Source organism: Flavihumibacter solisilvae (assembly GCF_000814475.1).
Classification (GTDB): domain Bacteria; phylum Bacteroidota; class Bacteroidia; order Chitinophagales; family Chitinophagaceae; genus Flavihumibacter; species Flavihumibacter solisilvae.
The window spans coordinates 167,485-192,122 of record NZ_JSVC01000005.1 but is presented as its reverse complement, the minus strand read 5'-3'; the positions used below and the strand labels follow the sequence as shown (position 1 = coordinate 192,122).

General features: G+C 46.6%; 22 protein-coding genes and 5 tRNA genes. 5 read left to right on the top strand and 22 right to left on the bottom strand.

Features of this window, described 5'->3' with window-relative positions:
• Position 1 precedes the first annotated feature (1 nt).
• Genes darH through OI18_RS05200 form a run of 4 tightly spaced genes read right to left on the bottom strand, consistent with a single transcriptional unit; the run spans position 2 to position 3,542 of the window.
• A complete protein-coding gene (darH, locus tag OI18_RS05215) occupies positions 2–1,003 on the bottom strand; it encodes a BtrH-related acyltransferase DarH (RefSeq protein WP_039137924.1) in 1,002 nt (333 codons plus the stop codon).
• Between the two features lie 23 nt (positions 1,004–1,026).
• Positions 1,027–1,434, bottom strand: coding sequence for a flexirubin biosynthesis protein DarG (gene DarG, locus OI18_RS05210; RefSeq protein ID WP_039137776.1), 408 nt, complete (start codon positions 1,432–1,434; stop codon positions 1,027–1,029).
• 4 nt (positions 1,435–1,438) lie between these two features.
• Positions 1,439–2,575: a dialkylresorcinol biosynthesis protein DarB gene (gene darB, locus OI18_RS05205; protein WP_039137774.1), complete on the bottom strand. Its 1,137-nt coding sequence runs from the start codon at positions 2,573–2,575 to the stop codon at positions 1,439–1,441.
• Positions 2,576–2,621: 46 nt separating this feature from the next.
• Positions 2,622–3,542: a hypothetical protein gene (locus OI18_RS05200; protein WP_039137923.1), complete on the bottom strand. Its 921-nt coding sequence runs from the start codon at positions 3,540–3,542 to the stop codon at positions 2,622–2,624.
• 117 nt (positions 3,543–3,659) lie between these two features.
• Between OI18_RS05200 and OI18_RS05195 the strand changes: the two genes are divergently transcribed.
• The 3 genes from OI18_RS05195 to OI18_RS05185 are packed head-to-tail and all read left to right on the top strand — an operon-like array spanning position 3,660 to position 6,189.
• Positions 3,660–3,917 carry a phosphopantetheine-binding protein gene (locus OI18_RS05195; RefSeq protein ID WP_039137772.1) on the top strand — a complete coding sequence of 86 codons (258 nt, stop codon included), beginning with the start codon at positions 3,660–3,662 and terminating at the stop codon, positions 3,915–3,917.
• Between the two features lie 3 nt (positions 3,918–3,920).
• Positions 3,921–5,129 (top strand): beta-ketoacyl-[acyl-carrier-protein] synthase family protein, encoded by a 1,209-nt coding sequence (locus tag OI18_RS05190; RefSeq protein WP_039137770.1) that lies wholly within the window; start codon positions 3,921–3,923, stop codon positions 5,127–5,129.
• Positions 5,122–6,189: a beta-ketoacyl synthase chain length factor gene (locus OI18_RS05185; protein WP_039137769.1), complete on the top strand. Its 1,068-nt coding sequence runs from the start codon at positions 5,122–5,124 to the stop codon at positions 6,187–6,189. The genes OI18_RS05190 and OI18_RS05185 overlap by 8 nt, the downstream gene beginning before the upstream one ends.
• A gap of 48 nt (positions 6,190–6,237) precedes the next feature.
• Here OI18_RS05185 and rplL read toward each other — a convergent pair whose 3' ends face one another.
• From rplL to rpsU, 15 genes are all read right to left on the bottom strand, one after another.
• A complete protein-coding gene (gene rplL, locus OI18_RS05180) occupies positions 6,238–6,609 on the bottom strand; it encodes a 50S ribosomal protein L7/L12 (RefSeq protein WP_039137767.1) in 372 nt (123 codons plus the stop codon).
• A 111-nt stretch (positions 6,610–6,720) separates the two neighbouring features.
• Positions 6,721–7,257: a 50S ribosomal protein L10 gene (gene rplJ, locus OI18_RS05175; protein WP_052272881.1), complete on the bottom strand. Its 537-nt coding sequence runs from the start codon at positions 7,255–7,257 to the stop codon at positions 6,721–6,723.
• A 44-nt stretch (positions 7,258–7,301) separates the two neighbouring features.
• On the bottom strand, positions 7,302–7,994 hold the full coding sequence (gene rplA, locus OI18_RS05170; protein ID WP_039137765.1) for a 50S ribosomal protein L1: 693 nt from the start codon (positions 7,992–7,994) through the stop codon (positions 7,302–7,304).
• A 26-nt stretch (positions 7,995–8,020) separates the two neighbouring features.
• Positions 8,021–8,464: a 50S ribosomal protein L11 gene (gene rplK, locus OI18_RS05165; protein ID WP_039137764.1), complete on the bottom strand. Its 444-nt coding sequence runs from the start codon at positions 8,462–8,464 to the stop codon at positions 8,021–8,023.
• Positions 8,465–8,941: 477 nt separating this feature from the next.
• Entirely contained in the window at positions 8,942–9,508 is a 567-nt protein-coding gene (gene nusG / locus OI18_RS05160; RefSeq protein WP_039137763.1) for a transcription termination/antitermination protein NusG, read from the bottom strand.
• Entirely contained in the window at positions 9,508–9,702 is a 195-nt protein-coding gene (secE, locus tag OI18_RS05155; RefSeq protein ID WP_039137762.1) for a preprotein translocase subunit SecE, read from the bottom strand. The genes nusG and secE overlap by 1 nt, the downstream gene beginning before the upstream one ends.
• Before the next feature lie 10 nt (positions 9,703–9,712).
• A tRNA-Trp gene (locus OI18_RS05150) sits at positions 9,713–9,786 on the bottom strand.
• Positions 9,787–9,883: 97 nt separating this feature from the next.
• Positions 9,884–11,071 (bottom strand): elongation factor Tu, encoded by a 1,188-nt coding sequence (tuf, locus tag OI18_RS05145; protein ID WP_039137760.1) that lies wholly within the window; start codon positions 11,069–11,071, stop codon positions 9,884–9,886.
• Between the two features lie 183 nt (positions 11,072–11,254).
• Positions 11,255–11,326 (bottom strand) — tRNA-Thr (locus OI18_RS05140).
• A gap of 52 nt (positions 11,327–11,378) precedes the next feature.
• A tRNA-Gly gene (locus OI18_RS05135) sits at positions 11,379–11,451 on the bottom strand.
• Positions 11,452–11,492: 41 nt separating this feature from the next.
• Positions 11,493–11,575 (bottom strand) — tRNA-Tyr (locus OI18_RS05130).
• A gap of 52 nt (positions 11,576–11,627) precedes the next feature.
• Positions 11,628–11,700, bottom strand: a tRNA-Thr gene (locus tag OI18_RS05125).
• 316 nt (positions 11,701–12,016) lie between these two features.
• A complete protein-coding gene (locus OI18_RS05120; RefSeq protein WP_039137758.1) occupies positions 12,017–12,319 on the bottom strand; it encodes an HPF/RaiA family ribosome-associated protein in 303 nt (100 codons plus the stop codon).
• 187 nt (positions 12,320–12,506) lie between these two features.
• On the bottom strand, positions 12,507–13,415 hold the full coding sequence (locus tag OI18_RS05115) for a tyrosine-type recombinase/integrase (protein WP_039137756.1): 909 nt from the start codon (positions 13,413–13,415) through the stop codon (positions 12,507–12,509).
• A gap of 71 nt (positions 13,416–13,486) precedes the next feature.
• Positions 13,487–13,684 carry a 30S ribosomal protein S21 gene (gene rpsU / locus OI18_RS05110; protein WP_039137754.1) on the bottom strand — a complete coding sequence of 66 codons (198 nt, stop codon included), beginning with the start codon at positions 13,682–13,684 and terminating at the stop codon, positions 13,487–13,489.
• A gap of 105 nt (positions 13,685–13,789) precedes the next feature.
• On the opposite strand from rpsU, the gene OI18_RS05105 reads away from it, so the two are divergent.
• Positions 13,790–14,392: a riboflavin synthase gene (locus OI18_RS05105; protein WP_039137753.1), complete on the top strand. Its 603-nt coding sequence runs from the start codon at positions 13,790–13,792 to the stop codon at positions 14,390–14,392.
• Positions 14,392–16,452 (top strand): glycosyltransferase family protein, encoded by a 2,061-nt coding sequence (locus OI18_RS05100; RefSeq protein WP_039137752.1) that lies wholly within the window; start codon positions 14,392–14,394, stop codon positions 16,450–16,452. The genes OI18_RS05105 and OI18_RS05100 overlap by 1 nt, the downstream gene beginning before the upstream one ends.
• Here the strand turns inward: OI18_RS05100 and hscA are convergent.
• Genes hscA through OI18_RS05085 form a run of 3 tightly spaced genes read right to left on the bottom strand, consistent with a single transcriptional unit; the run spans position 16,418 to position 24,592 of the window.
• Positions 16,418–18,274, bottom strand: coding sequence for a Fe-S protein assembly chaperone HscA (hscA, locus tag OI18_RS05095; RefSeq protein ID WP_039137751.1), 1,857 nt, complete (start codon positions 18,272–18,274; stop codon positions 16,418–16,420). The genes OI18_RS05100 and hscA overlap by 35 nt on opposite strands.
• A 57-nt stretch (positions 18,275–18,331) precedes the next feature.
• A complete protein-coding gene (gene porU2 / locus OI18_RS05090; RefSeq protein ID WP_082037859.1) occupies positions 18,332–23,467 on the bottom strand; it encodes a putative type IX secretion system sortase PorU2 in 5,136 nt (1,711 codons plus the stop codon).
• 12 nt (positions 23,468–23,479) lie between these two features.
• Positions 23,480–24,592 (bottom strand): putative type IX sorting system protein PorV2, encoded by a 1,113-nt coding sequence (locus OI18_RS05085; protein WP_039137749.1) that lies wholly within the window; start codon positions 24,590–24,592, stop codon positions 23,480–23,482.
• Positions 24,593–24,638 lie beyond the last annotated feature (46 nt).

Here is a 24,638-nt window from a genome sequence, read left to right as displayed (position 1 = left end):
TTTATAGCTGTTTTGACAGTCGGGTAAAGAAGTCCTTCTCTTTCGCCGAAAGGGCGATCAGCATATCTCCCAGTTCGCCATAGGTGGCAAGGTTCCCTGACCTGTCTTTCATTACTCTTGCAGCTGAATAAGCGAAGTTGCGCCACTCGTCGCCGATCCGGGTCATCTCATCCGACATTACAACCAACTTTTCATTGTTGAGCAAACGTGCTGATTCCTGGAGAAATGCTGCATACAGGAACCGGAATCCGCCGCCGCCGGTGCCGATCTCTTCCTGCATGCGGATGATGTTACCGATAAAAAGGGAAGCCTTCCTGCTTTCCAGCTTTTCCGGATATTTTTTCACTTTCCTTCCGAGGAAGGCAATACCGTTATGACCAAAAAATGGTGGAGGCGACTTAAGCATAAAAAAACAGGTTTTCTTCATGCCATTTTTTATCGCCACTGGCAGGTCATGCCCGGCAGAAGTCTTTACCGGGAAATACATTTTGCCTTTCGGCGCCGGAAACCCTTTCGCAAAACGCGCCTTCTCCAACTCGCCGGCCGGCAGCCGGGTAACGCCTTCCATTACCGGATCACTGATAATATATTCACCGTTGTCCTTCCCGAACGCAATCAGGTTATGCGCGTTGAAATGGAAACGGAACGCAGGCGGGAAATAACTCAGGTAGTAAACGCTCGACTGCAGTCCAACAGGCTGCCTGCCTGCAAGCGCTTCGTCCAGCGCATTCATGCCTTTTTCCGGGGAAGAGAATGACTGTACTTTCATCTGTACCCCCAGTTGGCTGCATACCCTTTTAAAAATGTAACCCGGCCAGATCCGGAAAGTTGTACCCGGCACTCCATTCACCTTAACAAATGGCAGGTGGCCAAAGAAATAACCTGCACCAATCCCGAATACGAGTGGTTCCGTTAACTCAATACCATAATGACGCAACAGACTTAGTGTTACGCCACTTTCACAATGGGCAGATTGCTGGTGATTAAAATTTTCAATTATCATGCTGGGTAACCGGTGCTTTTGGATCATCCGGGAAAGTGCGTCAGTTCTTCGACAGTGATGTTGAAAACTGATGCATATCGTTGTAATTTTTTTGCAGAGAGCTTTTTAAAAGAAGCCGGCTGAAGATGTTTTTTGACGAAGAATTTCCAGAATCCCGTGTACTGCGCCAGGGTAGAAAGATCCATCAGGCTCTTTTCCATATAATAGGCGACGGGACTTAACTCTCCGTCCAGGACTTTTTGCCTGGTTTGCCCGATGCGCTCATCTATGTCGTCCCAGGCCTGGCTCATTGCCAGGTTTTCTGCATCCCAGCCCTCGTATTTGGTTGTCTCATACTTCCCGTCATTCCCGGTAACGTACAGGACTTTCACCAGGCTGTTGTCTTCGCCGTGGATGATCTTTTTATCCTGGGGAACTTCGTCTTTCTTCATACCATTAAACTACGGTAAAGTGTGCATATATATAGGTAAACCTTGCGCTTTCAGGGATCATAAGCAACAGGGTGTCACCTTTTTTCAGTCTTCCGCTGTTGAAAAGCTCTTCAAGCATCAGGTAAGGCGAAACGCTTCCTACGTTGCCTACGCGGGTCAGGTTGGTGAACCATTTTTCCGCCGGAACCAACAGGCCGATCTTTTCCTGCTCTTCTGCAATCCTTTCACGGAAATATTCCGAAGAAAGGTGAGGCAGGTACCAGGTAAGTCCTTCAACTGTCAGGTTATGCTTTTCGAACACCTCCTTCATCATTAGTCCACCCATGGGAACGATCTTCACTCCCAAGAGACGGGTATCCTGCTTGAAGGAAAATATACTGTTATCGCCCCACTGTTCTGGCTGAAATTCGGGCCAGCCGGTAAGTCTGCCGTCCGGGCTGCGAAGGGCTCCGGAATACATGCATGAGGGCAGTTCATTTGCATATGATTTGATATCGATAAAATCTACGCGAAGCGAGATGCCATCTTTATTGGGCGAATTCTGAAGTAGAGCCGCACCGGCGCCGTCACTCAGCATCCAGCGCATGAAATCCTTTTCAAATGCTATCATCGGATTTACATCGAGCTCACGGAGTTTTTCTGCTTCCTGGTTGAATTTTTCGCCACGCAGCCAGGTAGAAACTTTTTCAGAAGCGCAGGCAACTGCATTGTTGATGTCGCCGTTTTTCACGGAGAGATAGGCATATTTCATCGCCTGGAAGCCGGCCGCACAAGAACTGCTGATGGAAGCTATTTCGATGGGCTTGCATCCTAGTTCGCCGTGTACCATCGCGGTATGGCTGGGAAGCAATTGTTCAGGCGACATTGTACCGCAGGTTAGCAGCCCAATATCTTCTTTTTTCACAGTTTCATCGAGTAATCCTTCAATCGCTTTAGCGGCAAGCTGTGCATTTGAATGCGTGCTTTTCCCTTCTTTATCTATCGCGTAATAGCGTGAAGTGATTTTATTATTACCCAGGATTTTCGTTCTTGCTCTTGAGGGTTTTCCATCCACCATTCCAAGGTACAGTTCGATATCGTCATTGCTAACGGGTTCATTGGGCAAAAATTTCGACATCCTTGTTACAAACACATCTCCCATAATAATATCTGATTTGAATTCAACTGCAATATTAATAAACCCCGGGTTAAATTACTTCGGGCTGATAGTCAGTACCTTTAAAATAAGCGATCTGCTGCCGGAAAGTTTTTTTCCTGAACACGCTGACCAGTTTTGCAGTTAGTCCTGATACCGGCGATAATACAAAAATTCCTGTTAACAATAGTCGTTTGAACAGTTTTACACGCGGCAACCTTTCCGGATCGCCACGTTCACCTTTCTGCCGGATATAAGTTGCGAATTTCCTGAAGTTCGTTATCCCCCTTTTTTCGAGAATAATGAGTGTTGGCTTCAGTTCAACAGCGCCTGCCCCGAGAAGTTTTTCCTGTAGGGTGTCAAGTTTATTCTGCTGCAGTGAATCGAAAATAATCGGGCCAAAGCGGGACGATGCTTCAATATCACGGCTTTGTACACCCGCTTCCGGCAACAGTCCTTTTGCTTCCTTGCGGCCGGTGAATGTCCATCGGATGATAGTAAAAAGTGATATGAGGTTGTGGTTGGTATCAGCGAGTACAATATTCCCCACATGTTTTGCGCCAATCGATTTCAGAGATGCCTTTACTTTTTCCTGCGCATGCAACCACATGTTGCGTGACCCCACCACTGTAATTACCGGTTTACCGGCCAGAACACCTGCCTGTCCGCTTTGCAGAAAGCTGGTTGTGGGGATCGACGGAGATAAAAACCAGGGTTGGTATCCGAGTACAACGAGGTCATAGTCTTTGTCGGGGATCTGGAACTGCTGCAGTTCGACCGGGATTTCTTTAACACATTCGGGCATGCAGTCAAAAAACTGCTCGCTTGTCCACGGAAATGGGAAATCGTTCACGGGCTTATAGGGTACCACGGTAATTTCAGCTTTCTCAGCTACGGGTCCCAGGATATTGTCCAGTATGGATCTAAGTTGCCCGCTCTGTGAATAATAGAGAACAAGAATTCGCAAAGCCATATTCATTTTCAATAACGAATGAAGATAGCTAATTCCGCTCTTTTGAATCAAAGAAACATTTTTTTGCCACCGGCACCCCAATAGCTATTTTTGAAAACTTATAAATAAACGCCTTTCATGGAAGAATTCAAGCGTACGTTAAAGCAGCAGATCATTGATGCACTGAACCTGCAGGGTATGAAACCGGAAGAAATTCAAGATACCGCCCCACTTTTTAATGAAGGGCTTGGACTTGATAGTATAGATTCGCTGGAGTTGATCGTTTTACTGGAACGTAACTATGGAATCAAAATAGAAGATCCACGGGAAGGCCGCAAGGTGTTTGAATCCGTTAATGTAATGGCGGAGTACATCCAGGCCAACCGCAAAAAATAAGGCATGTGCAAGGTGTATGTGACCGGAATGGGTGTTGTTTCGGCTTTGGGGTTAGGGAAAGAAGAAAACCGGTCGGCCCTCCTGGCCCGAAAATCAGGGATCGGGCATGCGAAATACCTTAACAGTTCACTCGTTGACAAGCTGCCGGTAGCCGAGGTACCATTTAATACGACAGCGATGCTGCCCCTGCTGCATCGACAGGAAAACCTGCAGCAAAGCAGGCTGGTTGTTCTCGCCGCGCTGGCGATCCAGGAGGCCCTTTGTGACCGCCTTGGTCCATCAGGAAAGCCCTCACCACTTACCGGCTTTATCAATGCCACCACGGTTGGCGGAATGGGTGACGTGGAAGACGTATATGATTCACTCATCAATCCTGGGATTCGCGATAATTTAGGCGCGGGTGATGCTCTTGATTGTGCGGCCGGCACGGAGCAGCTTGCCCGGCATTTTGGCTTTACACAATTTGTAAGTACCATCAGTACCGCCTGTTCTTCTTCTGCAAATGCGATCATGTATGGCGCGAGGCTGATCAGGCATGGGATTATCGACCGTGCCATCTGCGGCGGCGTAGATACGCTGACCCGGTTTACCCTGAACGGATTCAACAGTCTGAAGAATATTGACAAGCAGCCATGCAGACCATTTGATGCCAACAGGAACGGGCTGAACCTTGGTGAAGGTGCTGCGTACCTGGTACTGGAAAGTGAGAAAAGCATAAATATTACCGGCGCTACCCCGCTTGCCATACTGAGTGGGTACTGCAATTTCAATGAAGCCTTCCACCCTACTGCGCCATCACCCGAAGGAGAAGGAGCCTACCATGCCATGAAGGGAGCAATTGAAGCAGCCGGCCTTGAGACCGGCTCGATTTCATGGATCAATGCACACGGTACTGCCACGATCAACAACGATGAAGCAGAAGGTGCAGCATTGCTACGATTATTCGGAAAGGAGATGCCGGCATTCAGTTCCACAAAATCATTTACCGGCCACACACTGGCCGCAGCGGGAGCGATCGAGGCTGTATTTTCAATCATGAGTATCCGGCATGGCGAAATTTACCCGGTTCTTCATTTCAATGACCCGATGCCGGGGTTAGACCTGGTACCGGTAACCGAAGTAAAAACGGGGATACCCGTAAATCACGTATTGAGCAATTCGTTCGGCTTCGGCGGAAACAATGCAAGTCTGTTATTCAGTAAATATGCTTGACCCGGTATACATAAGAGCATCGCGCGCGGTAACTGCGCAGGATACGTTTGCCGCGAACTCCCTGCCAGCTGTTTTTTCAGATGCGATAAATAATACGCTTTCGTATCTGCAGCCGGCGTACCAGGATTACTTTACGATCATGCAGCTGCGAAGGATGAGCCGGATCACTCGGATCGGAATGGTGGCTGCAATTGAATGTCTCAGGGACGCAAAGCTCACACATCCGCAGGCGATTATAACGGGAACGGGTAAGGGAAGCTTAAGTGATACGGAAAAGTTCATCCATAATATAATGGAGTTCAATGAGGGTACGCTGAACCCTACACCATTCATCCAGTCGACTTACAATGCACTGAATGGAATGATCGGCCTGCATCATGACAGCAGCAGTTACAACACAACTTATGTTCACCGCGGATTTTCGCTGGAGCATGCCATTCTGGATGCCATGATGCATTTACATGATGGCGAAGCGGAGAACGCACTTGTCGGATCATTTGAAGAAATCACTGGCGAACATTTCGTCATCAAGGAAAAGATGGGCTACTGGAAGAAGGAGAATATCTCCCGGACTGAACTTCTGCAGGCTGATACCCCGGGTAGCATTGCAGGTGAAGGCACATTCTTCTTTGTTCTGCAGAAACAGCCAGAAGATGCCATGGTGCGGCTGAATGGAATGAAGCTGTTATTTGAACCACAGGAGCACCAGGTTCGTGAACAGGCGCAGGCGCTGCTCAACGCGAACGGGTTAAGCTGGAATGACCTTGATGTTGTGTTGCTGGGAAATAACGGTGACAACCGCTTTGATCACTATTATTCAAACTTCGCTTCACAATTAAGCGATGAGACGCATCAGCTTGCCTTTAAGCACATCTGCGGCGAGTTCGATACTGCATCGGGGTTCGCATTATGGCTGACGGCGCACCTGGTAAAGGAACAGGAATTCAGTAACGATTTACTATTGAAAAAAGGTAGCCGCATGCGGTTGAGGAATGTCCTCATTTACAACAACTATTATGGTTCACATCATGCTTTATACCTGTTGCAGGAATGCCAATAAAAAAGCCGCAACAAAAAGTTGCGGCCTGTAATATCTGGTAAAACCGGATTACTGAACTTCAACATCAGCACCAGCTTCTTTCAGTTTGTTAGCGATATCTTCAGCTTCTGCTTTAGATACACCTTCTTTAACTGCTTTAGGAGCGCCGTCAACGAGTTCTTTTGCTTCTTTCAGTCCAAGACCAGTCAGGTCTTTAACCACTTTAACTACGTTCAGTTTAGAAGCACCACCGCTCTTCAGAATTACATTGAAAGCAGTTTTCTCTTCTACTGCGGCTGCACCACCACCATCAGCTGCTACTACAACAGCTGCTGCTGCAGGCTCGATACCATATTCAGATTTCAGTACGTCAGCCAGTTCCTGTACTTCTTTTACAGTGAGGCCAACCAGTTGTTCCGCTAATGCTTTAACGTCTGCCATTTTGTTTAAAATTTTTACCGTCTTCACAGCCTGACGCTCCGACGGCGGGATTTAAAAAAATTCTAATTATACCCCCCTTCAGGCAGGGGGAATGATTTTAAGTAAATGAAATTATTCTGCCGGTGCTGCTTCTGCAGGAGCTGCTTCCACGCCACCTTCCTTGTTTGCTTTTTCCAGCAGGGCTGCGATAACGCGCTTTGCAGGAGATTGCAACAGACCGATAACATCGCCGATAAGCTCGTTTTTAGTCTTGATCTTGGTCAGGGCTTTCAGTTGCTCGTCACCAACGTACACATCACCGTTAATGAAAGCGGCCTTCAGGGTCGGGCGGTCACCTTTGCTTTCCGTACGGAAAGAGGAGATGATCAGCGCTGGCTCTTTCGGGTTTTCGCTGAACAGCAGGGCTGTTACATTGTTAAGAGCTGCGTAAACACCAGCATATTTTTCAGCATCCAGGGATTCCAGTGCTTTTTTGATGAGTGTGTTTTTAGCAACCTTCATTTCCACCTGCTTGTTAAAGCAATGGCGGCGAAGTTTTGTAACCTGCTCAACGGACAGGCTTTCTGTATCAGTGATATAGAAGTTATTGTATTGCTCGAACTTGCTTTTCAGCACGTCAATCACTTCTTGTTTTTGTTCTTTAGTCATACCGCTAAATTTGTTTCTGCCTTTACAGGAGAACGGTTTGTGAATTAGTGAATGAATGTTTTGGTGTCGACTGAGATACCCGGGCTCATTGTGCTGGCCATGCTTACACCTTTCAGGTAAGTACCTTTAGCTGTAGCAGGTTTGAGTTTCAGGATCGCATTGATCAGCTCCTGGCTGTTTTCAGCGATTTTGTCGGGACCAAAACTTACACGACCGATAGATGCGTGGATGATACCGGCTTTGTCAACCTTGAAGGCGATCTTACCACCTTTCACTTCGTTTACTGCAGCAGCAACGTCGTTGGTCACGGTACCAGTCTTCGGGTTCGGCATCAGGTTACGGGGACCGAGTACTTTACCCAGTTTACCGATCTTAGGCATTACAGCGGGAGTTGCGATGATTACATCAACATCTGTCCAGCCACCTTCGATCTTCTGGATGAATTCGTCCAGGCCAACGTAATCAGCACCGGCATTTTTTGCATCGTTCTCTTTGTCAGGCGTGCAAAGCACGAGTACGCGCTTAGTTTTACCGGTTCCATGGGGAAGGGTAACGGTACCCCGAACAGCCTGGTCAGCTTTCTTGGGGTCCACACCCAGGCGGATGTGCAGGTCAACTGAAGCGTCGAACTTGGTGATGTTCACTTCTTTCACGAGTGAAGAAGCTTCTTTCAGGGTATATATTTTGTTGGAGTCTACCTTAGCATTAACTGCTTTTCTTTTTTTAGTGATAGCCATTGCTCAAAAGTTTTTGTTGTCAACAATTAATTTTCCCATGGAGCAACACCATCAACAGTGATACCCATGCTACGTGCTGTACCGGCTACCATTTTCATGGCACTTTCCACGGTAAAGCAATTCAGGTCAGGCATTTTATCCTTTGCGATTGCTTCTACCTGGGCCCAGGTAACTTTTCCAACTTTTGAACGGTTAGGCTCTTTAGAACCACCCTGGAGTTTAGCAGCTTCAAGCAGCTGAACAGATGCGGGAGGAGTTTTAATAACGAAGTCGAATGACTTGTCAGAGTACACGGTGATAAGCACCGGGAGTACCTTACCCATCTTGTCCTGGGTTCTGGCATTAAACTGCTTACAGAACTCCATAATGTTCACACCCTTAGAACCGAGTGCGGGACCGATTGGGGGTGCAGGGTTGGCTTGTCCGCCTTTACACTGCAACTTCACGAAACCAGTGATTTCTTTTGCCATTGTTATAGATTTTTTTGGTGATAGCGCCGTCCCGGACCTTGCGACCCGGACAGCTCCCAAATCCAATTCGAAATAAGAACTTCTATTTGGGGATGCAAAATTACAAAGGAAAAATGAAAAATGGAAAACTAAAACGCCCAAAAACCACAAAATTCCAAAAGGTTGAAAACCAGCGAAATGTAAATTCCACGTAGGGTCCAGCTAGGGTCCAGCTTGCGACCAACTTTGGTCTTCTCGGCTTCTTCCCGGCTTAGGCCGGAATACGGACGAATGCGGTCAGAAAAAAGTCGAAATTTTTCAAATTTTGGGTGGTTGATTCATTTTTTAGGCACAGGTTCCACGATGCAAGTCCCCGCCTCTCTTCGAGGACTAGAGTCATGTAATAATAAAAAAGTTACGGTTGTTTCGGCCGCGCTGGACTCCTAAAATGCAAAGAGCCGTCTCAAAGGACGGCTCTTTAAAGTTCTTGATTTATAATCAGGAGAGTTTTTCCACCTGCATATAGTTCAGTTCCACCGGTGTCGATCTTCCGAAGATCTTAACGGTGACTTTGAGCTTTTTCTTTTCGTCGTTTACTTCTTCAATGATACCATTGAAATCGTTGAACGGTCCTTCGATGATCTTGATGGTTTCGCCTACAATGAACGGTTCGCTCATGCTCATACCGCCTGCTTCGCTCATTTCATCCATCTTACCGAGCATCTTGTTCACTTCTGCCTTGCGGAGGGCGATCGGATTATCTTTACCAAGGAAATGAATGACGTTGCTGGTATTCTTTATGGTATCGCGTAGGTCATCACCCAGTTTGCCCTCTACGATCTCGATCATTACATAACCGGGATAGTAGTTGCGTTCGCGCATTACTTTTTTACCATTCTGAACCTTATACACCTTTTCAACCGGAAGAAATACCTGCTTAACCACCTCACTCCATCCGCCGCGGCTGATCTCTTTGTCCAGATATTCCTTAACCTTCCGTTCTTTTCCGCTCACGACACGCAGTACATACCACTTGGTCTCCTGTTGATTGACAATTTCTTCCATTAGGCAAAAAATGAATAGATGAATTTCAATAAAGAGTTAGATGCGAAGTCCATAAGCCAAACGATGAGAGTGATCAGTACAGTTGCCACCAATACGATGATGGTGGATTGCTGCAACTGAACCCAGGTTGGCCAGGTTACTTTTTCGACAAGCTCTTTATAAGACTCGCTGAAGTATGTTGTTATTTTAGTCATGTTTCTCTTCTGGCACGGGCAACAGGATTCGAACCCGTATCAACGGTTTTGGAGACCGCTATTCTACCATTGAACTATGCCCGTAAATGAAAGATCAAAAGTAAAAATTAAAAAGTAAAAATTGGGTATGATCCCGCATTTTACTTTTTAATTTTCATATTTCAATTATCTGAATATCAGATTACTTCAGGATTTCAGTCACCTGTCCGGCACCTACGGTACGGCCACCTTCGCGGATCGCGAATTTCAGACCTTTTTCCATAGCGATCGGCTGGATGAGGGTAACACGCAGGTTGGTGTTATCACCAGGCATCACCATTTCAGTTCCTTCAGCAAGAGTACACTCACCAGTTACGTCCGTAGTACGGAAGTAGAACTGAGGACGGTATTTGTTGAAGAACGGAGTGTGACGGCCACCTTCTTCTTTGCTCAGTACGTATACTTCGCCTCTGAATTCAGTGTGCGGAGTGATGGAACCTGGCTTACAGATTACCATACCACGACGGATATCTTTCTTTTCAATACCACGGAGGAGCAGACCGGCGTTGTCACCAGCTTCACCTTCGTCGAGGAGTTTCTTGAACATTTCCACACCTGTCACGGTAGAAGTCATTGCCGCAGGCATCAGACCTACGATCTCAACACCTTCACCAACCTTGATACGGCCACGCTCGATACGACCTGTAGCAACGGTACCACGACCAGTGATAGAGAATACGTCTTCTACAGACATCAGGAACGGCAGATCAACCGGGCGCGGAGGCAGCGGGATGTAGCTGTCAACAGCATCCATCAGCTCTTCTACTGCTTTAACCCACTTGTCTTCACCAGCGAGGGCACCGGTTGCAGAACCTTTGATGATCGGAGTGTTGTCACCGTCGAAGCCATAAGAGCTAAGCAGGTCACGGATCTCCATTTCAACCAGTTCAAGCAGTTCAGCATCGTCAACCAGGTCAACTTTATTCATGAACACAACGATCTTGGGTACACCAACCTGGCGAGCCAGCAGGATGTGTTCTTTAGTTTGAGGCATTGGACCATCTGTAGCAGCCACAACCAGGATGGCACCGTCCATCTGAGCAGCACCGGTAATCATGTTCTTCACATAGTCAGCGTGACCAGGACAGTCAACGTGAGCATAGTGACGGTTTGCTGTCTGATATTCAACGTGTGCAGTATTGATGGTGATACCACGCTCTTTTTCTTCAGGAGCTCCATCAATTTCATCATACTTCTTAGCCGTCGCCAAACCTTTCTGAGCCAGAATAGATGTGATAGCGGCAGTTAAGGTGGTTTTACCGTGGTCAACGTGGCCAATAGTACCTACGTTAACGTGGGGCTTTTCCCTCTTAAAGGTCTCTTTTGCCATTTTATTTTGTTTTTAAGTTGTGGTTTAAAACTGGAAGACAAATCGTCTTCATATAATTTATGTACCTGCAAAGGTACACGACGTATACCCTTCCCTGCACAATTCAAAACGTTCATTTACAAGAACCACCGGACAATTATCACCATTAATCGGCAAATAACTATCCGGATACAGGCTCGTTAGAGCCGTTGATGAGAATTGAACTCACGACCTCTTCCTTACCAAGGAAGTGCTCTACCACTGAGCTACAACGGCGAAGAGGCTGAAGGGCGCTTTACATCGAACACCCAAACATTTAACACCAGTGAGCGGAAGACGAGTCTCGAACTCGCAACCTATAGCTTGGAAGGCTATCGCTCTACCAATTGAGCTACTTCCGCTTATTACATCATCCCCGATGGCTGACTGCAGCCTGCAATCGTGGGCAGGAGAGGATTCGAACCTCTGAAGTCGAAAGACAGCGGATTTACAGTCCGCCCCATTTGGCCGCTCTGGAACCTGCCCGATTCAATATTGAAACCGGTATTAATACATTCTTCCGTTTCAGTACTGTGGGAGCCACTTGTCGGAATCGAACCAACGACCTACTGATTACAAATCAGTTGCTCTACCAGCTGAGCTAAAGTGGCGATCAAATACTTTAAAGAACTACCCCTTTTTTGTTTCGGGATGGCAAAGGTAACAGAATTTGAGAAATACAAAAATTTTGAAAAGATTTTTTTTAAAAAAAGACGTCGAAGGGGAATAAGAGAATAAATCAATAAGTGAATTGGCATTCCGGGAGCTTCATCAACCTGAAACTAAGGTGCCCGGCAAATGAGCCGCCAGGGAAAGGTTTCACGCTAAACTCAAATAGAAAACTCTTCATGCAGAGGCACAATGACCATATAGAAACCTACCCGGCTTAAGGACAAAAAAAAAGACCTCCGAAGAGGTCTTTTGCCGTTAGCCGGCATATTGTTTTTCTTTTTTTCTTTTTATCTGATTGATGAGTGAACCCAACGCACTGTCAAAAGACTCCTCAAAGGATTTCGAACTTGCTTTTACGAAGAAGTCGTTTCGGGGCACATGTACTCGGATCTCCGCTACTTTGTCTTTAATCGTATGCACTACATTATCCAATTTCAAAAATACATCCACTTTGATGATCCGGTCATGAAATGTCCCAAGCTTGCTCAATTTGTTGGTAACATACTCTATCAATTTTACATCGGCATCAAAGTGAACCGTCTGAATGTTAACGTTCATAGCAATCACGTTTTACGAGTGAACAATAAATAAAGAACTTTCTGTGTAAGGATTCGTCATAGGCTTTGTATTGATATAACAATTGTGTTGCTATGAAGTTAGGATAATGAGACCCATTTTCCAAGAATGCACACCATAATTTTTAATTTTCACAAGCTCTTCACATCCAACATATTACTACATAAATTCATCCCTTCGGATGCGCCTTTTTATGCACTTCCTTAAGCTTGCCTATTGTTGTATGCGTATATACCTGAGTAGCAGCCAGGCTTGAGTGTCCGAGCAGCTCCTTCACCGCATTTAGTGCGGCACCATTGTTCAGCAGATGTGTGGCAAAACTATGTCGCAGGATATGCGGACTCCTCTTACTCAACGTGGTGAATTCTTTAAGGAATGATGTCACAATCTGGTAAACATAATGCGGGTAAAGTCTCTTCCCTTTTTCCGTCAGCAACAGGAACTTCTGGTCATAATCTTCCCAGATCCCCTTCTTCGATTCTTCGTATTTCTGAATTTGCTGCAACAGCTCGGGGTTCATCGGAACAACACGTTCCTTCTTACCCTTACCCAGGATCCGGACTGTATTCGTGAAGAAGTTTATGTGACTATATTTCAACTGTATCAACTCACTGCGACGCATTCCGGTCTGGTAAAAAATCTTTAACATCAATTCTGTAGTCATGGCTTTCCAGCCATCACCGTAATTGCCGCGTGAAAACAATTCTTCCGCCTGGTGCTCTTCCACGTAAACTGGCAATTTCCTCCCAACCTTGGGCGCCGCAATTGCTGCTACGGGCGACACGGTTACCACACCCTTCTTCAGTAAATATTTGTAAAAGGATCTCAGGGTAGACCGTTTCCTGTTGATCGTTCGCGGGGAAACACCATCCGGGCCCTCGCGCTGTGAACTCATCCAGCTGCGGATCATCATGGAGGATGCGGCCTCAGGTGCATTCAACTCATATTCTTTCAAAAGGTACTGCTGGAACTGCAGCAGATCATCCTGGTAGGCGCGGACAGTATGATCGGAATACCGCTTCTCAAACCGGAGGTATTGGATGAAATCGGAAAGATGCCTGTCTTCGATGATTTGCATAAAAAAGGGGATAGCAACAAAACTAATGCTTTGCTGCTATCCCTTCACACTATTATGAACAGAATTAACTGTTAGCTTTCGAACTTGCCGCTGGCGACCTGTTGCTTATAGACTGCTTTCAACACCTGGGCACGACGTCTTACTGACGGCTTGGTGAAGGACTGACGATCTCTCAATTGTACCAGCACTTTTGCTTTTTCAAACTTCTTCTTGTACTTTTTGAGCGCCTTGTCAATGTTTTCGCAATCTTTTGAATCGATGATCAGCATGGTAATATACCTCCTTTGGTAATTTTAGGATGGCAAAGATAAGAAAGAATCCACTTTATCCAAATCCTTTTTCAAAAAAACGGCCGTTCCCTATAAATTGCGTGCATGTTTACCGGAATCATTGAAGCAACCGGCATTATTGCCTCTTCTGAAGCCAGCGGAACCAACCGGGTCCTCTGGATCAGCTCCCCTGTCTCCCATGAACTGAAGATCGACCAGAGTGTGTCTCACGACGGCGTTTGCCTCACCGTGGATGCCGTGGCGGAAGGGATGCACCGGGTAACCGCAATAGCTGAAACCCTGGATAAGACAACCATGCACAACTGGAAGACGGGCGACCAGGTAAATCTTGAAAGGTGCATGATCGCTAACGGAAGGCTCGACGGGCACATTGTGCAAGGACACGTCGATTGCACAGCCACCTGTATCAGTAAAATCAACCGGGAAGGCAGCTGGGAATTCCGGTTCCGCATTCCGGATAACTTTGCCAACCTGATAATTGAAAAGGGATCCATCAGCCTGAATGGAATAAGCCTGACCATTTTTGGGATCAGCAGGAACGAATTTACAGTGGCAATTATTCCCTATACCTATTCTTTTACAACGATGGGAAGACTGGAACCCGGGGCCCTGGTAAATATTGAATTTGACATGATTGGCAAGTATATCAACAGGATCAGCCAGAATGCACTTCAACCTATGGGATAATGAATATCAGCAAGTCCAATGAAAAAATAACTGTCTACCTTTTATTACTGCTGTATGTGGTAGTGGCCTACCTGCCGTTGTCCTCCTTCTGTTTTGCGCTGAAAAACGATGCCCTGACCGACAACTTTCCGCCTAAATTTTTTTTTTCCGCTTCCCTCCTGAACGGTGAACTACCGCTTTGGAATCCCTATATCAACTTCGGGCTCCCACTTTATGCCGATCCGGGATTTGCGTTCTGGCATCCCATCACCTGGTTATTCGGCGCCATTGGCTATAATATGTATACGATGGCAATTGAGAACCTGCTCTACATCTGGCTGGGGGCCATCTTTATGCACGACCTGGGAAGGTGGCTCGGACACCATCACGTGACCTGTTTGCTGATTGCTATCATGTTTGCCAGTTCCGGGTTTTTCGTTGGCAATCTCCAGTTCACCAACTTCCTTACTTCCGCAGCCTTTATCCCGCTTTGCCTGCGATTATTCCTGCAATGGCAGGATGACTATAATATCCGGAACACCCTGTTATGTGCGGGATCATTTTATCTGCTGGTCACCGCGGGGCACCCGGCGATTCCAATAGGAATGTTCTATTTTATTTTCACGTTCATGCTGGTCCGGTATTTCGGAACAAGAAAAAGCCAGCATCCCATCAAACCTTTGCAACTTGCCGGACGATCAGTAGTACTTCTGCTTGTTTCATGCGCTTTTGTCCTGCCGCTGCTTTATTCATTTTCCGAGATCATTCCTTTCCTGAACCGCAGGGAAACGGTGATGCAGGAATACCACATTACAACGGGTTTCACTGTCCCCTCCTATCTGTCTTTTATTTTTCCCTTTGCTACCAACGTTGAACACGGGATTTTCGGGAATACAGGATTAATGCGGAACGGATATTTTTCACTGGCGGGTATTTTATTTTTTGGCATAGCTCTTTTCCAGTCAAAGAATTCATTTCAGAAATCACTTCTTATCACCGGCATCATCTTTTTGGTCCTGAGCCTTGGTGGCGAAATAAAAAGACTGCTTTATTCCAACCTGCCCCTGTTCCAGTTTATCCGGACCAATGGCGAATACCGGGTATTTTCAATTATTGCATTTATCCTGCTTGGCTCCTACCCGCTGAACAATCTCATAATTTCACAGCATCTCCGGGGGCTGCAAAGCTACCTGCGCTATATTTCCTGGTTCGCAGTTTTTATCATGGCGGTCGCATTGATACTCTGGTATCCATTTTCAATGACCCTTCCTTTTGAATTCAGCAGCCTCCCGATAACCACAAGAGGTAAATGGATGTTGGATAACCTGCCATTTTCCGCAAAACTGATGATCAATGCCACCATTATATTGATCATAACCACTCTTGCCCTTGCCTTTTCGCGAATGATTAAACTTCCGGCTCTCCTGATTCTGTTTGTCCTGGCTGATACCATTGCAGCCGCGTGGATAAACCTGCCTTATTCAGGAGTGCAGACGAAAAGTGCGGCGGAAATGCAGGCATTGCTGAAAGATTCTCCGGATGGCATTCCGGTTCCAGCCATGACGCCGTTATATGCCAACACCAGACCGGACCTGTTGAAAGTGGTCGGGTGCTGGTCATATTATTCCAAACAACCCGGCACACCGGAATTATGTGATTATCCCACCCTATTCGTATCTACAGAAAGTTATTTCAACTCAGAAGAGGTTTCCCGCATCAACAACAGGCCTTTTGTGTTTATGGAACGCGGAACGTTTCCAGTAACTCCACTGTCAGATTTCAGCAGCTCCGATATGCGTTTTCAATGTGAATCCGACAGCACGGACAATCTTGTATTATTACAGAACATCTATCCCGGCTGGAAAATCTATAAAGACAACCAACCTGTAAGGATGGAAAAATACCTGGGTAATTTTATGTCCGTAGAACTGGAAAAAGGAAAGCATCTCGTCCGGTTCAGTTTTGAGAACGGCCGGCTACTTGCCATTGTCATTTCATGGCTGGTTTTATTGGCAATTGCAGGTGGATTGTTCTGCAGCAGGAAACTCAGATCTGTTTCCCCTTCATCGCTTTCGCAATAGCTTCGTCCATCAGTCTTTCTGCATATGGCCTTGAAACTTCATTAAGATTTTCTGTCTTTGAACGGATCTCATCTTTATTTCCAGAAGTCATTACAGCTTCAAGCTGTCGGATCGCAGCCTTGGTAGCAGCTACTTCTTCTTCCAGGAGGAATTCCCTGTTCCGCGTTAGAAAGTTTTCGGTGGAGTGGATAAGCTGCGTAGCTTCTGTTGTCGCTTCCACCAACGCCCGCTGGGCCATATCATCTTTTGCGTGGACTATGGAAGCCATCAGCATTTCTTCCACCTGCTCATCTGTAAGTCCGTATTGAGGCCTGATCTCGATCGACTGCTCCACACCGCTTCTGAGCTCTTTTGCAGTTACGACCAGGATTCCATCTGCATTAATCAGAAAAGTGAGTTCCACTTTCGGCAAGCCCGCCGGCATTGCCGGAATGCCTTCAAGGTTAAACTCTCCCAGCTTCCGGTTGTCCTTCACCAGGTCGCGTTCGCCCTGGTATACGGAGATCTTGATACCCGATTGTCCATCTTTCTGGGTTGTATACTGGCGTGAAACACGTGTCGGGATTTTTGAGTTTCGCGGAATGAGCACATCCATCAATCCGCCCATTGTTTCTAGTCCCAGGGACAGTGGTGTTATATCCAACAGCAGGAAGTCCTTGTTCCTTCCTGCAAGTATATCCGCCTGTACAGCTGCCCCAAGGGCCACTACTTCATCCGGATTTAAGCTATCATGTACTTTCTTCCCGAAAAATTCCCCAACCGCCTGTTTCACCTGGGGGGTGCGGGTACTGCCTCCGACCATAACAACCTCATCAATGTCTGCAGTTTTCAGTCCTGCATCAGTCAAAGCAGCCTGGCAGCTGTCAAGTGTACGCTGGATCATTGGTTTGATCAGCCTGTTAAATTCAGCAACTGTTATCTGTAACTGGTAGTTGGCTACCCGGTCAATAAACACATCTTTTTTTCCGAGGTGCTTTTTGGCCAGTTCTGCTTTGAGACGCAGTTGTTGGGTCAGCTGTTTGTCTTCTTTAATCTGATCCTGGGTAATCCGGTGCTCTTTCATCCATTGCTTCACGATTGCCTGGTCAAAGTCATCACCGCCGAGATATGTATCGCCGTTGGTCGACAACACTTCAAAAATCCCGTTGCTGATACGCAGGATGGAGATATCGAATGTGCCGCCGCCCAGGTCATACACAGCAATGACCTGGTCCTGACCATTTTTTACACCCAGTCCGTATGCAAGACTTGCAGCTGTAGGTTCATTGATGATCCGCAACACGTCAAGTCCTGCCAATTTCCCTGCGTCGCGTGTGGCCTGGCGCTGCGTATCGTTGAAGTACGCGGGAACCGTGATCACAGCTTTGTTTACGGGTGTTTTGAGAATATGTTCCGCCCTTTTGCGAAGTTCTTTCAGGATAAATGCGGAAAGTTCCACAGGGGAATAAAACTTATCTCCTGTCCGGACTTTTACAAGACTGTCTGTATTATCATCAATTATCTTATAGGTAAAAAATGAAGCGTCATGACGCACATCGTTGTAAGATTTACCCATCAGTCGTTTCACGGAGAAGATGGTATTAGACGGATCTGTTACCAGGAACTTCTTAGCTTCCTCACCTACCACAACGTTACCAGACAAATCAAAATGAACCACGGAAGGTACAAGGGTAAGTCCGTCAACTTCCCGGAGTGCTACCGGTTCATTACTATCCGGATGTATAACAGCAACAAGGCTGTTAGTTGTACCGAGGTCTATTCCAACGATCATTTCCTGTTGCTGCAAACTTCCCGTGGCGATATTTATCCCGATCTTGGCCATAATACATCAGTCTTTTGTTCAGATGCAAATGTAACATAAAAGCCCTCGGGAAAATGATCAGCGTATCAGGTACATCTTACCATATCCCTTATTGAAATATTTATCAGTATTGTCGCCAGCACCTTTGAATTTATCCATTTTCTTTCCGTGAAGCCTGGTGACCACGCGGTACAGGTAAACTCCGTTTGCCAACCGCTGACCAAACTGATCTGTTCCATCCCACTTATATTCAGTGATATTTCTTCCGATATGAAGCGGACCGAGCTCATCGCCTGTTATTTCCCGTACAATTTTGCCGGTAACAGTCATGATCTGGATCTTGAAATTGCTCGGGATCTCGCTTCCGGTCAGCGTGAATACAAATGCCGTTGACGTAGAGAACGGGTTAGGATAGTTCAGCAGGTTGGAGATCATCGGTTTATTAATAACCGTAAATACTACCGTGTATGCCTGGTTGCCGGCTGAATTATTACTCGCATCCTTACCTGTTACAATAAGTTCATAATCGTCAACGCCGGTTTCTTCATTATAGGTGGTCGTAAATGCGGGAGTAAACTCGATGGTTGCGGTATTGTCTGAAGTTGTCTGGGCCGGAATGAACCGAACCGTATCACTGTCAAACTTATAATTCCGCAGGGTTCCATCCGGATACCTTACCTGTACTTTCATCAGTGATGTGTCCTTCAGGAGGAGAAACTTCGATTCATCCTTTAGCTTGATTATGATTTTCGGCTTCGCGGATACGATGTCCCCGTTCAGGATATGTACGCCGTCGAACGTCACATCAAGCACCGGTTTGGTATTGTCTCCGGCTACATAAATGGTTTTATAAAGGAAATTATTGAAATGATATTGCTCTGCCTGGTGGTTATTGGGGTTGAACTCAATGAAGAGTGTGTTTACGCCAGCATAGTTCCGCGTATCGATCGTATAACGGAACATGATGGTATCACCTGCCGCTAATACTTTGAGATCCGCAACCGGCAACTGGTGGGTCACATTGTTCTGATCAGTAAGCGTCACCTTCACCTTCATCATGCTGTCAAATGGAATCTCACTGATATTTTTAAATGCAATACCAAATTCCAGTTGTTGCCCGAACCCGATCGTGTCCTTGCTGATGAGGAAGAGATTAGGTGCAAGCACACCTTCCGGAACAGGTTCATAAACCACGCGCCAATAGTCCAGCTGGTAGGGAGTATAATGAATCGAATCGCTGTTCCTCATTTGCAGCATAAGCCGGGGAAATTCGGCTGCACTGATATCTGAAATATCGACATCCTGTTCTGTCATGGAGAAATCCTTCAACAATACTGTGCTGTTATCGTTCCTTACACCAAGTACAGAAACCATCACGTTATCGCCCGGTGCAGTTTCACTGCTTTTGCCTTTCCAGTGAAGTTCTTTCCATTTTTTTGCAGGACCGAAGGCCGGAGATTTAATGGTGCCGACTGAATCAGGAGTTGGTGTGGTTACAGCCAGGGAGATCCGGTCATAAATTCCTTCTGATACCCTTGACTGCGGATTAAAGCTGTTGTTTCCTTTCCTGTATACAAACACCCAGCTTTTGGGCGCGGTAAGTTCGCTGACACCTGTCATTCCCGCCTCCAGCAATTTATGGTAAAGTGATTTATTCTTTCCATACAGGGTTGTATCGTTCTGCCAGGTTGTAGAGAACGAGTTAGGTACATGATAGTCGGTCGATCTCACCACAACATAATAGCCTGTTGGAATGGAATCCATGAAGTCCATGATCTTCTTCCGCGATGCGGCGGTCAGGTACGAGAATTCGAAGTTCCAGTTACGCGCGGGCTTACAGTTAGCCGATCCGCTTCCCCATTTAAGCAGGTTCGCTCCATTTGCATCTACGTTTTTCCATGGCACAAAAGTCAGCGGATCAATAATATGGAAGATGAGTGACCTGCCCACGCAGGCACTCTGGATAAATTCTTCGTCATTCAGAATCACGGCAAAATCACCGTCCTGCGTACCGGAAGTTGGATACATTGCCTGGCGCATCACGATAGTATTATGGTTAACATCAAATGCCCAGCGCCGGTCATCCTGCAGCAGCAGGTTGGAAAGCGTTGAATTGGTATGCTGGAAGTAATGAGATTGGTTGGCACCAGTCTGACTGTTGTTCCTGAAAAGGAAAGATGACTGGTTCCAGATGGTCTGTTCTCCTTCCGCGGGCACTAAGGCTGTGCGCCAGTAATACACCACACTGTCGAGAAAGGTGATCTGCGGATCAAATTCCAGCAATCCGCCTTTTGAAGAAATCGTTGCCGTTTTCAACAACGATGAATTGAACATCGCAGTTGTATCAATCTCCATGATATATTGCTTCATGGGACTGAACGGATTTGCAGTAGATGCGTAAAATTTCTGCGATGCGTTGGAAACGATTGAATAATTATATGGATATGCAGGGGTGGCACCATCTTCATAAATGAAGAAGGTTTTATTGATGCTGTTATTAAACTCGTCCATCTCAGGAATGAGTTCATTGCCATCGAGGATAACGCTGATCCGGTTCTCACCTTTGTCGGTAGTTGCCACTACCGGCACGTCCAGTTCCAGGGAGTCTGCGTAATAAGGGGCGAGACGTTTGCCACTGTAAAGGACCACACTGCTGCCGTCAGGTTTAGTGCGACGGATTTCCACCTGAATGGAATCCTTCACCGCCATTCCCAGGTTGTAATATTTCATTTTCATTTTCACTGACTGTGTGGAAACAGAAATGAAGGAAGGCGAAAGTTCAAGTAAAGATTCCTCAACAATATAGTCCGGTTTCGGTGAGAAGTTCATCACAATTGCCGGGTCACCGTGAAGGTTTATCTGTTCAGAATGGGAACGGGCGAGAAAATCAAGCGGTGTATATGAATCCACCATGTAACTAAGGGCGTCGGCAGTAAGTCTACCGAGACTTGCACCATAATCCGTATTGCCCATCTTTTTATAAAATCCTTCGAGGTATTGCTCGAGGTAATTCAAAACCCCAAAGTGCGTGCTTGCCAGGAAGGCTATGCCACCACGTTGTTTGGCAAGCGTGAATTTTTCCGACAGGGATTCGAGATCGGAAAACCTCGCAATATTGTACCGGAAGAAATCTCCCGCATAACATCCGTTGACTGAAAACACGGGGTATTTGCCCGCGTTGTTGTAATCCTGCGGATCCTCAATGTTAAATTCGAGTGTACTTGCAGAAGAGTGCCCGAAATATGTAAGGAGGCTCATGCCTTTATCAAACATGCCGCGCAGGATCTGGGTACCTGTCTGGTCCTGTTGTGTAGATGCTGATTTGCACAACACTACTACATTGGCACCTACCAGCGTATCCTTGATAACATCCTTATAAGTATTCATATAATTGCACAGCTGCGAGCCCAGCAGGGCGTTGCTTGCGCCGGTTACATGTGAAATATTTTTCATCCACAGCCTGTCCTGCAACGTGAATGGCGCAGTCTTTTGTGTCAGCTCATATTCTTTGATCTTTTCGAGATAGTTTTCGATTTCAACGGCACGGATAACTGACAGCCTGCCGATTTCCGTTACTGCCCGACTGTTATCGACCCCGTTTGCACTCAGCATATTGTCAGAGCCCGGGTAACCGAAAGTGGGTACGAGGTTCAGTTCATCGAGCCGAAGCTGGTCCGCAAACACCGGCCCGGTCGCGCTTACCTGGTAACGAAATTCCGTATAGTTCACTCCCTTGCCAATAAGGAACGCCTTCGATGGTGGCTGGCTGAAATTGGTCCTGGCATAACGCAGGAAATTCTTAACTGAAAGCGGGTGTCCCTTAATACCAAATGCAAACTGGTCTACAAGGTCTTCGGTTTCATAAATCTTTGCATTATACGATCCGCCGGCAACGCTGCTTCGGTATTGACGGTAGTCTTCAACAGGATTGTTACCTGCTGTGCCGGAATATAGACGGGGGTTGGAAATAATGATGTAGCTCGCCTGGTTATCAGGATTCCTGTAGTCCCTGAATTTGCGTTCAGCCATTGTGGTAACCATTGGGATTCCCTGTTGCCGCACGAGTATAAGTTTGCGGGCCTGTGCGTTCGGCCCAAGTGCAAACCGGTAAGCGCCGGCGACCTGGGTGTTTGCAACAAATCTCTCGCGTGTAGCAAGATCATATAAAACTGGTGTTGCAGCACCGGCATTAAAATTCCTGATCTCGAGAAGATATCCTGAAGAACGAGGTTCGAGCTCGAACTGGAACTGGGCCTGGTTACCAAAATCAAACTGGCGCGGGTAAGTGATATTGAAGAAGGAAACGACAAACCTGTCCGTATAAGGATCTGTTCCTGTCGGTGGTTTGGGTGGCTGAACGTTTGTAAAGGCAACGCTTGCAGAACCGGATGCAAGTGAAGCTGCGGGAAAGCTAACAGTAGACACCAGGTCCGAAAAGAAGTTTACCGCAGTATCCTGTAGTGGTGCGCCATTGAGGTCGAGTCTTATCCTGCGGGTTTTTGTGGTGTTGCCAAAAACACCGTATCGCAATACAGCTTCCGGACCGGACGTTGCAGCAAACAGGTTTGGAATTACGTCAGTACGTGTGGTCCTTTGGGCAATATCGCGGCTTGCCCAGAACTCCCCCCTATCGTACGCAGAAGAATACACATATTGTTCGAGATCGGCGGCAAAGCCCTTATTGAGTATCTCCCTGTAATATTTTCCGGTTGTGTACATGAAGTAAGATTCAACAGGAAGCGTGCTTGTGGCAGCATCGTTGGATACATCCGCAAACCGGAGGTTGGGCTGCGACCTTTCAACAGTGAGAAAATATATGGAAGTGTCTGAATGCAGGCTGTATTTCGTGGTATGCTGGTGGCCGGGAACCCGGTAAAGTGGCCGGTCCGCTTCGCCATCGTTGGCAAGTCCCCAGAATTCGATATACCCGTCGGCTGGTAAAGTGCCCGTTGCAACAGAAGTATAAATTGGAACTTCCTGGCCGTTCCTGAACATTTTCAGGAACTGAACGGGTACGGTATCGAGTCCTCTTTGTGCAAGAGTAGTTACAGGGATGCGGTAAAGACTGTCTTTACCGATCTTGAATTTGTAATAAGTATTGTTGTAGTTGATCCATTCATTGTTGAAAGCCTGGCCGAAGGAACTAAGTCCTGATACCAGCATCAAAATGAGCAGCATTACAATTCCGGTGCTATATCTACGGTTCTTGTGCATAAACCTGGGCTATTACTTTTTTTTATTTTTTCTTACAAGGTCAAGCTTGAGAGAAAACACGTGGGTATAAAGGGGGTTGGACTGGTTGGCAAGGTTGGTGAAGGCATAATCAACCATTACGTTCTGCAGCCTGAATCCGGCGCCAAGGGAAGGTTGGTAGATCCATACTTTTTTCGTGTAAGTGCTGTCTTCATCTTCAAGAGCTTTCTGGAAGTTGTTGATACCAGCCCTTACAAAAAATACATTCTTCACAGATGCTTCCAACCCGATCTTAGGATCAATGCTCACTACGCTTGAGCTGATCACGGTGTTGCGGCGTCCGTCGAAAGTGAAATCAAGATTGGCTTCAGCAAGCAGGTTAACCGATTTTCCAAGCCGGAAATTATACGCGCCACCGGCAACCAGTTTGGGTGCCGTGAGTTCTGTTGATTTAACGGGTATGTCATTCTGTGTTACATAAAACACTTCCCGCATTTTATCATTGATGCTGTACGACCATGCATTGAACGTAGTAGTAACGTCGCGGGCCATCAGTGCCAGTTGCAATCGCTTATTGATGTATTGAACACCGGCATCAAATCCGAAGCCCCAGGCAGTTGCGAAATCACCAGCTTTCCTGTGGATCACTTTGGCATTAAAACCAAGATTCAGCTTTTTATCCTCACTGTTCATTTTCAGCTGTTGCGCATAAGAGAACAGGAAAGCATAATCTGCTGATGAAAATGTAGTGATATTATCGAAGTTGATGCTACCGTCAGGTTCTACAAGGAAAACAGTATTGGGAATATCATCAACGGCAAACCGCAATACGGAAAGTCCTATAGTTCTTTTCCCATCGCTGAGAGGAATAGCCACATTGGCAAAATCATATTTTCCGATTCCGGCGAAATATTCCGCATGCATTATGTTCACTTGTGCCTGGTCCTTCACATGAACCAGGGCTGCAGGGTTCCAGTAACCAGCGGTGCCATCGGAAACCGAGGCTACCTGGGCAGATCCCATGGCCAGGCCACGGGCACCAGCGCCGATGTTCAGGAACTCATTCGAATACTTACGAAATTGCGCCACCAATAGTGTGGGTGCAAGGGTGCAGAGAAGGATAAGACATCTGGTCTTGATAGTCATTAGGTCAGCTTTCAGATAAGCAAATGTTGGCCAATGAACACTAACG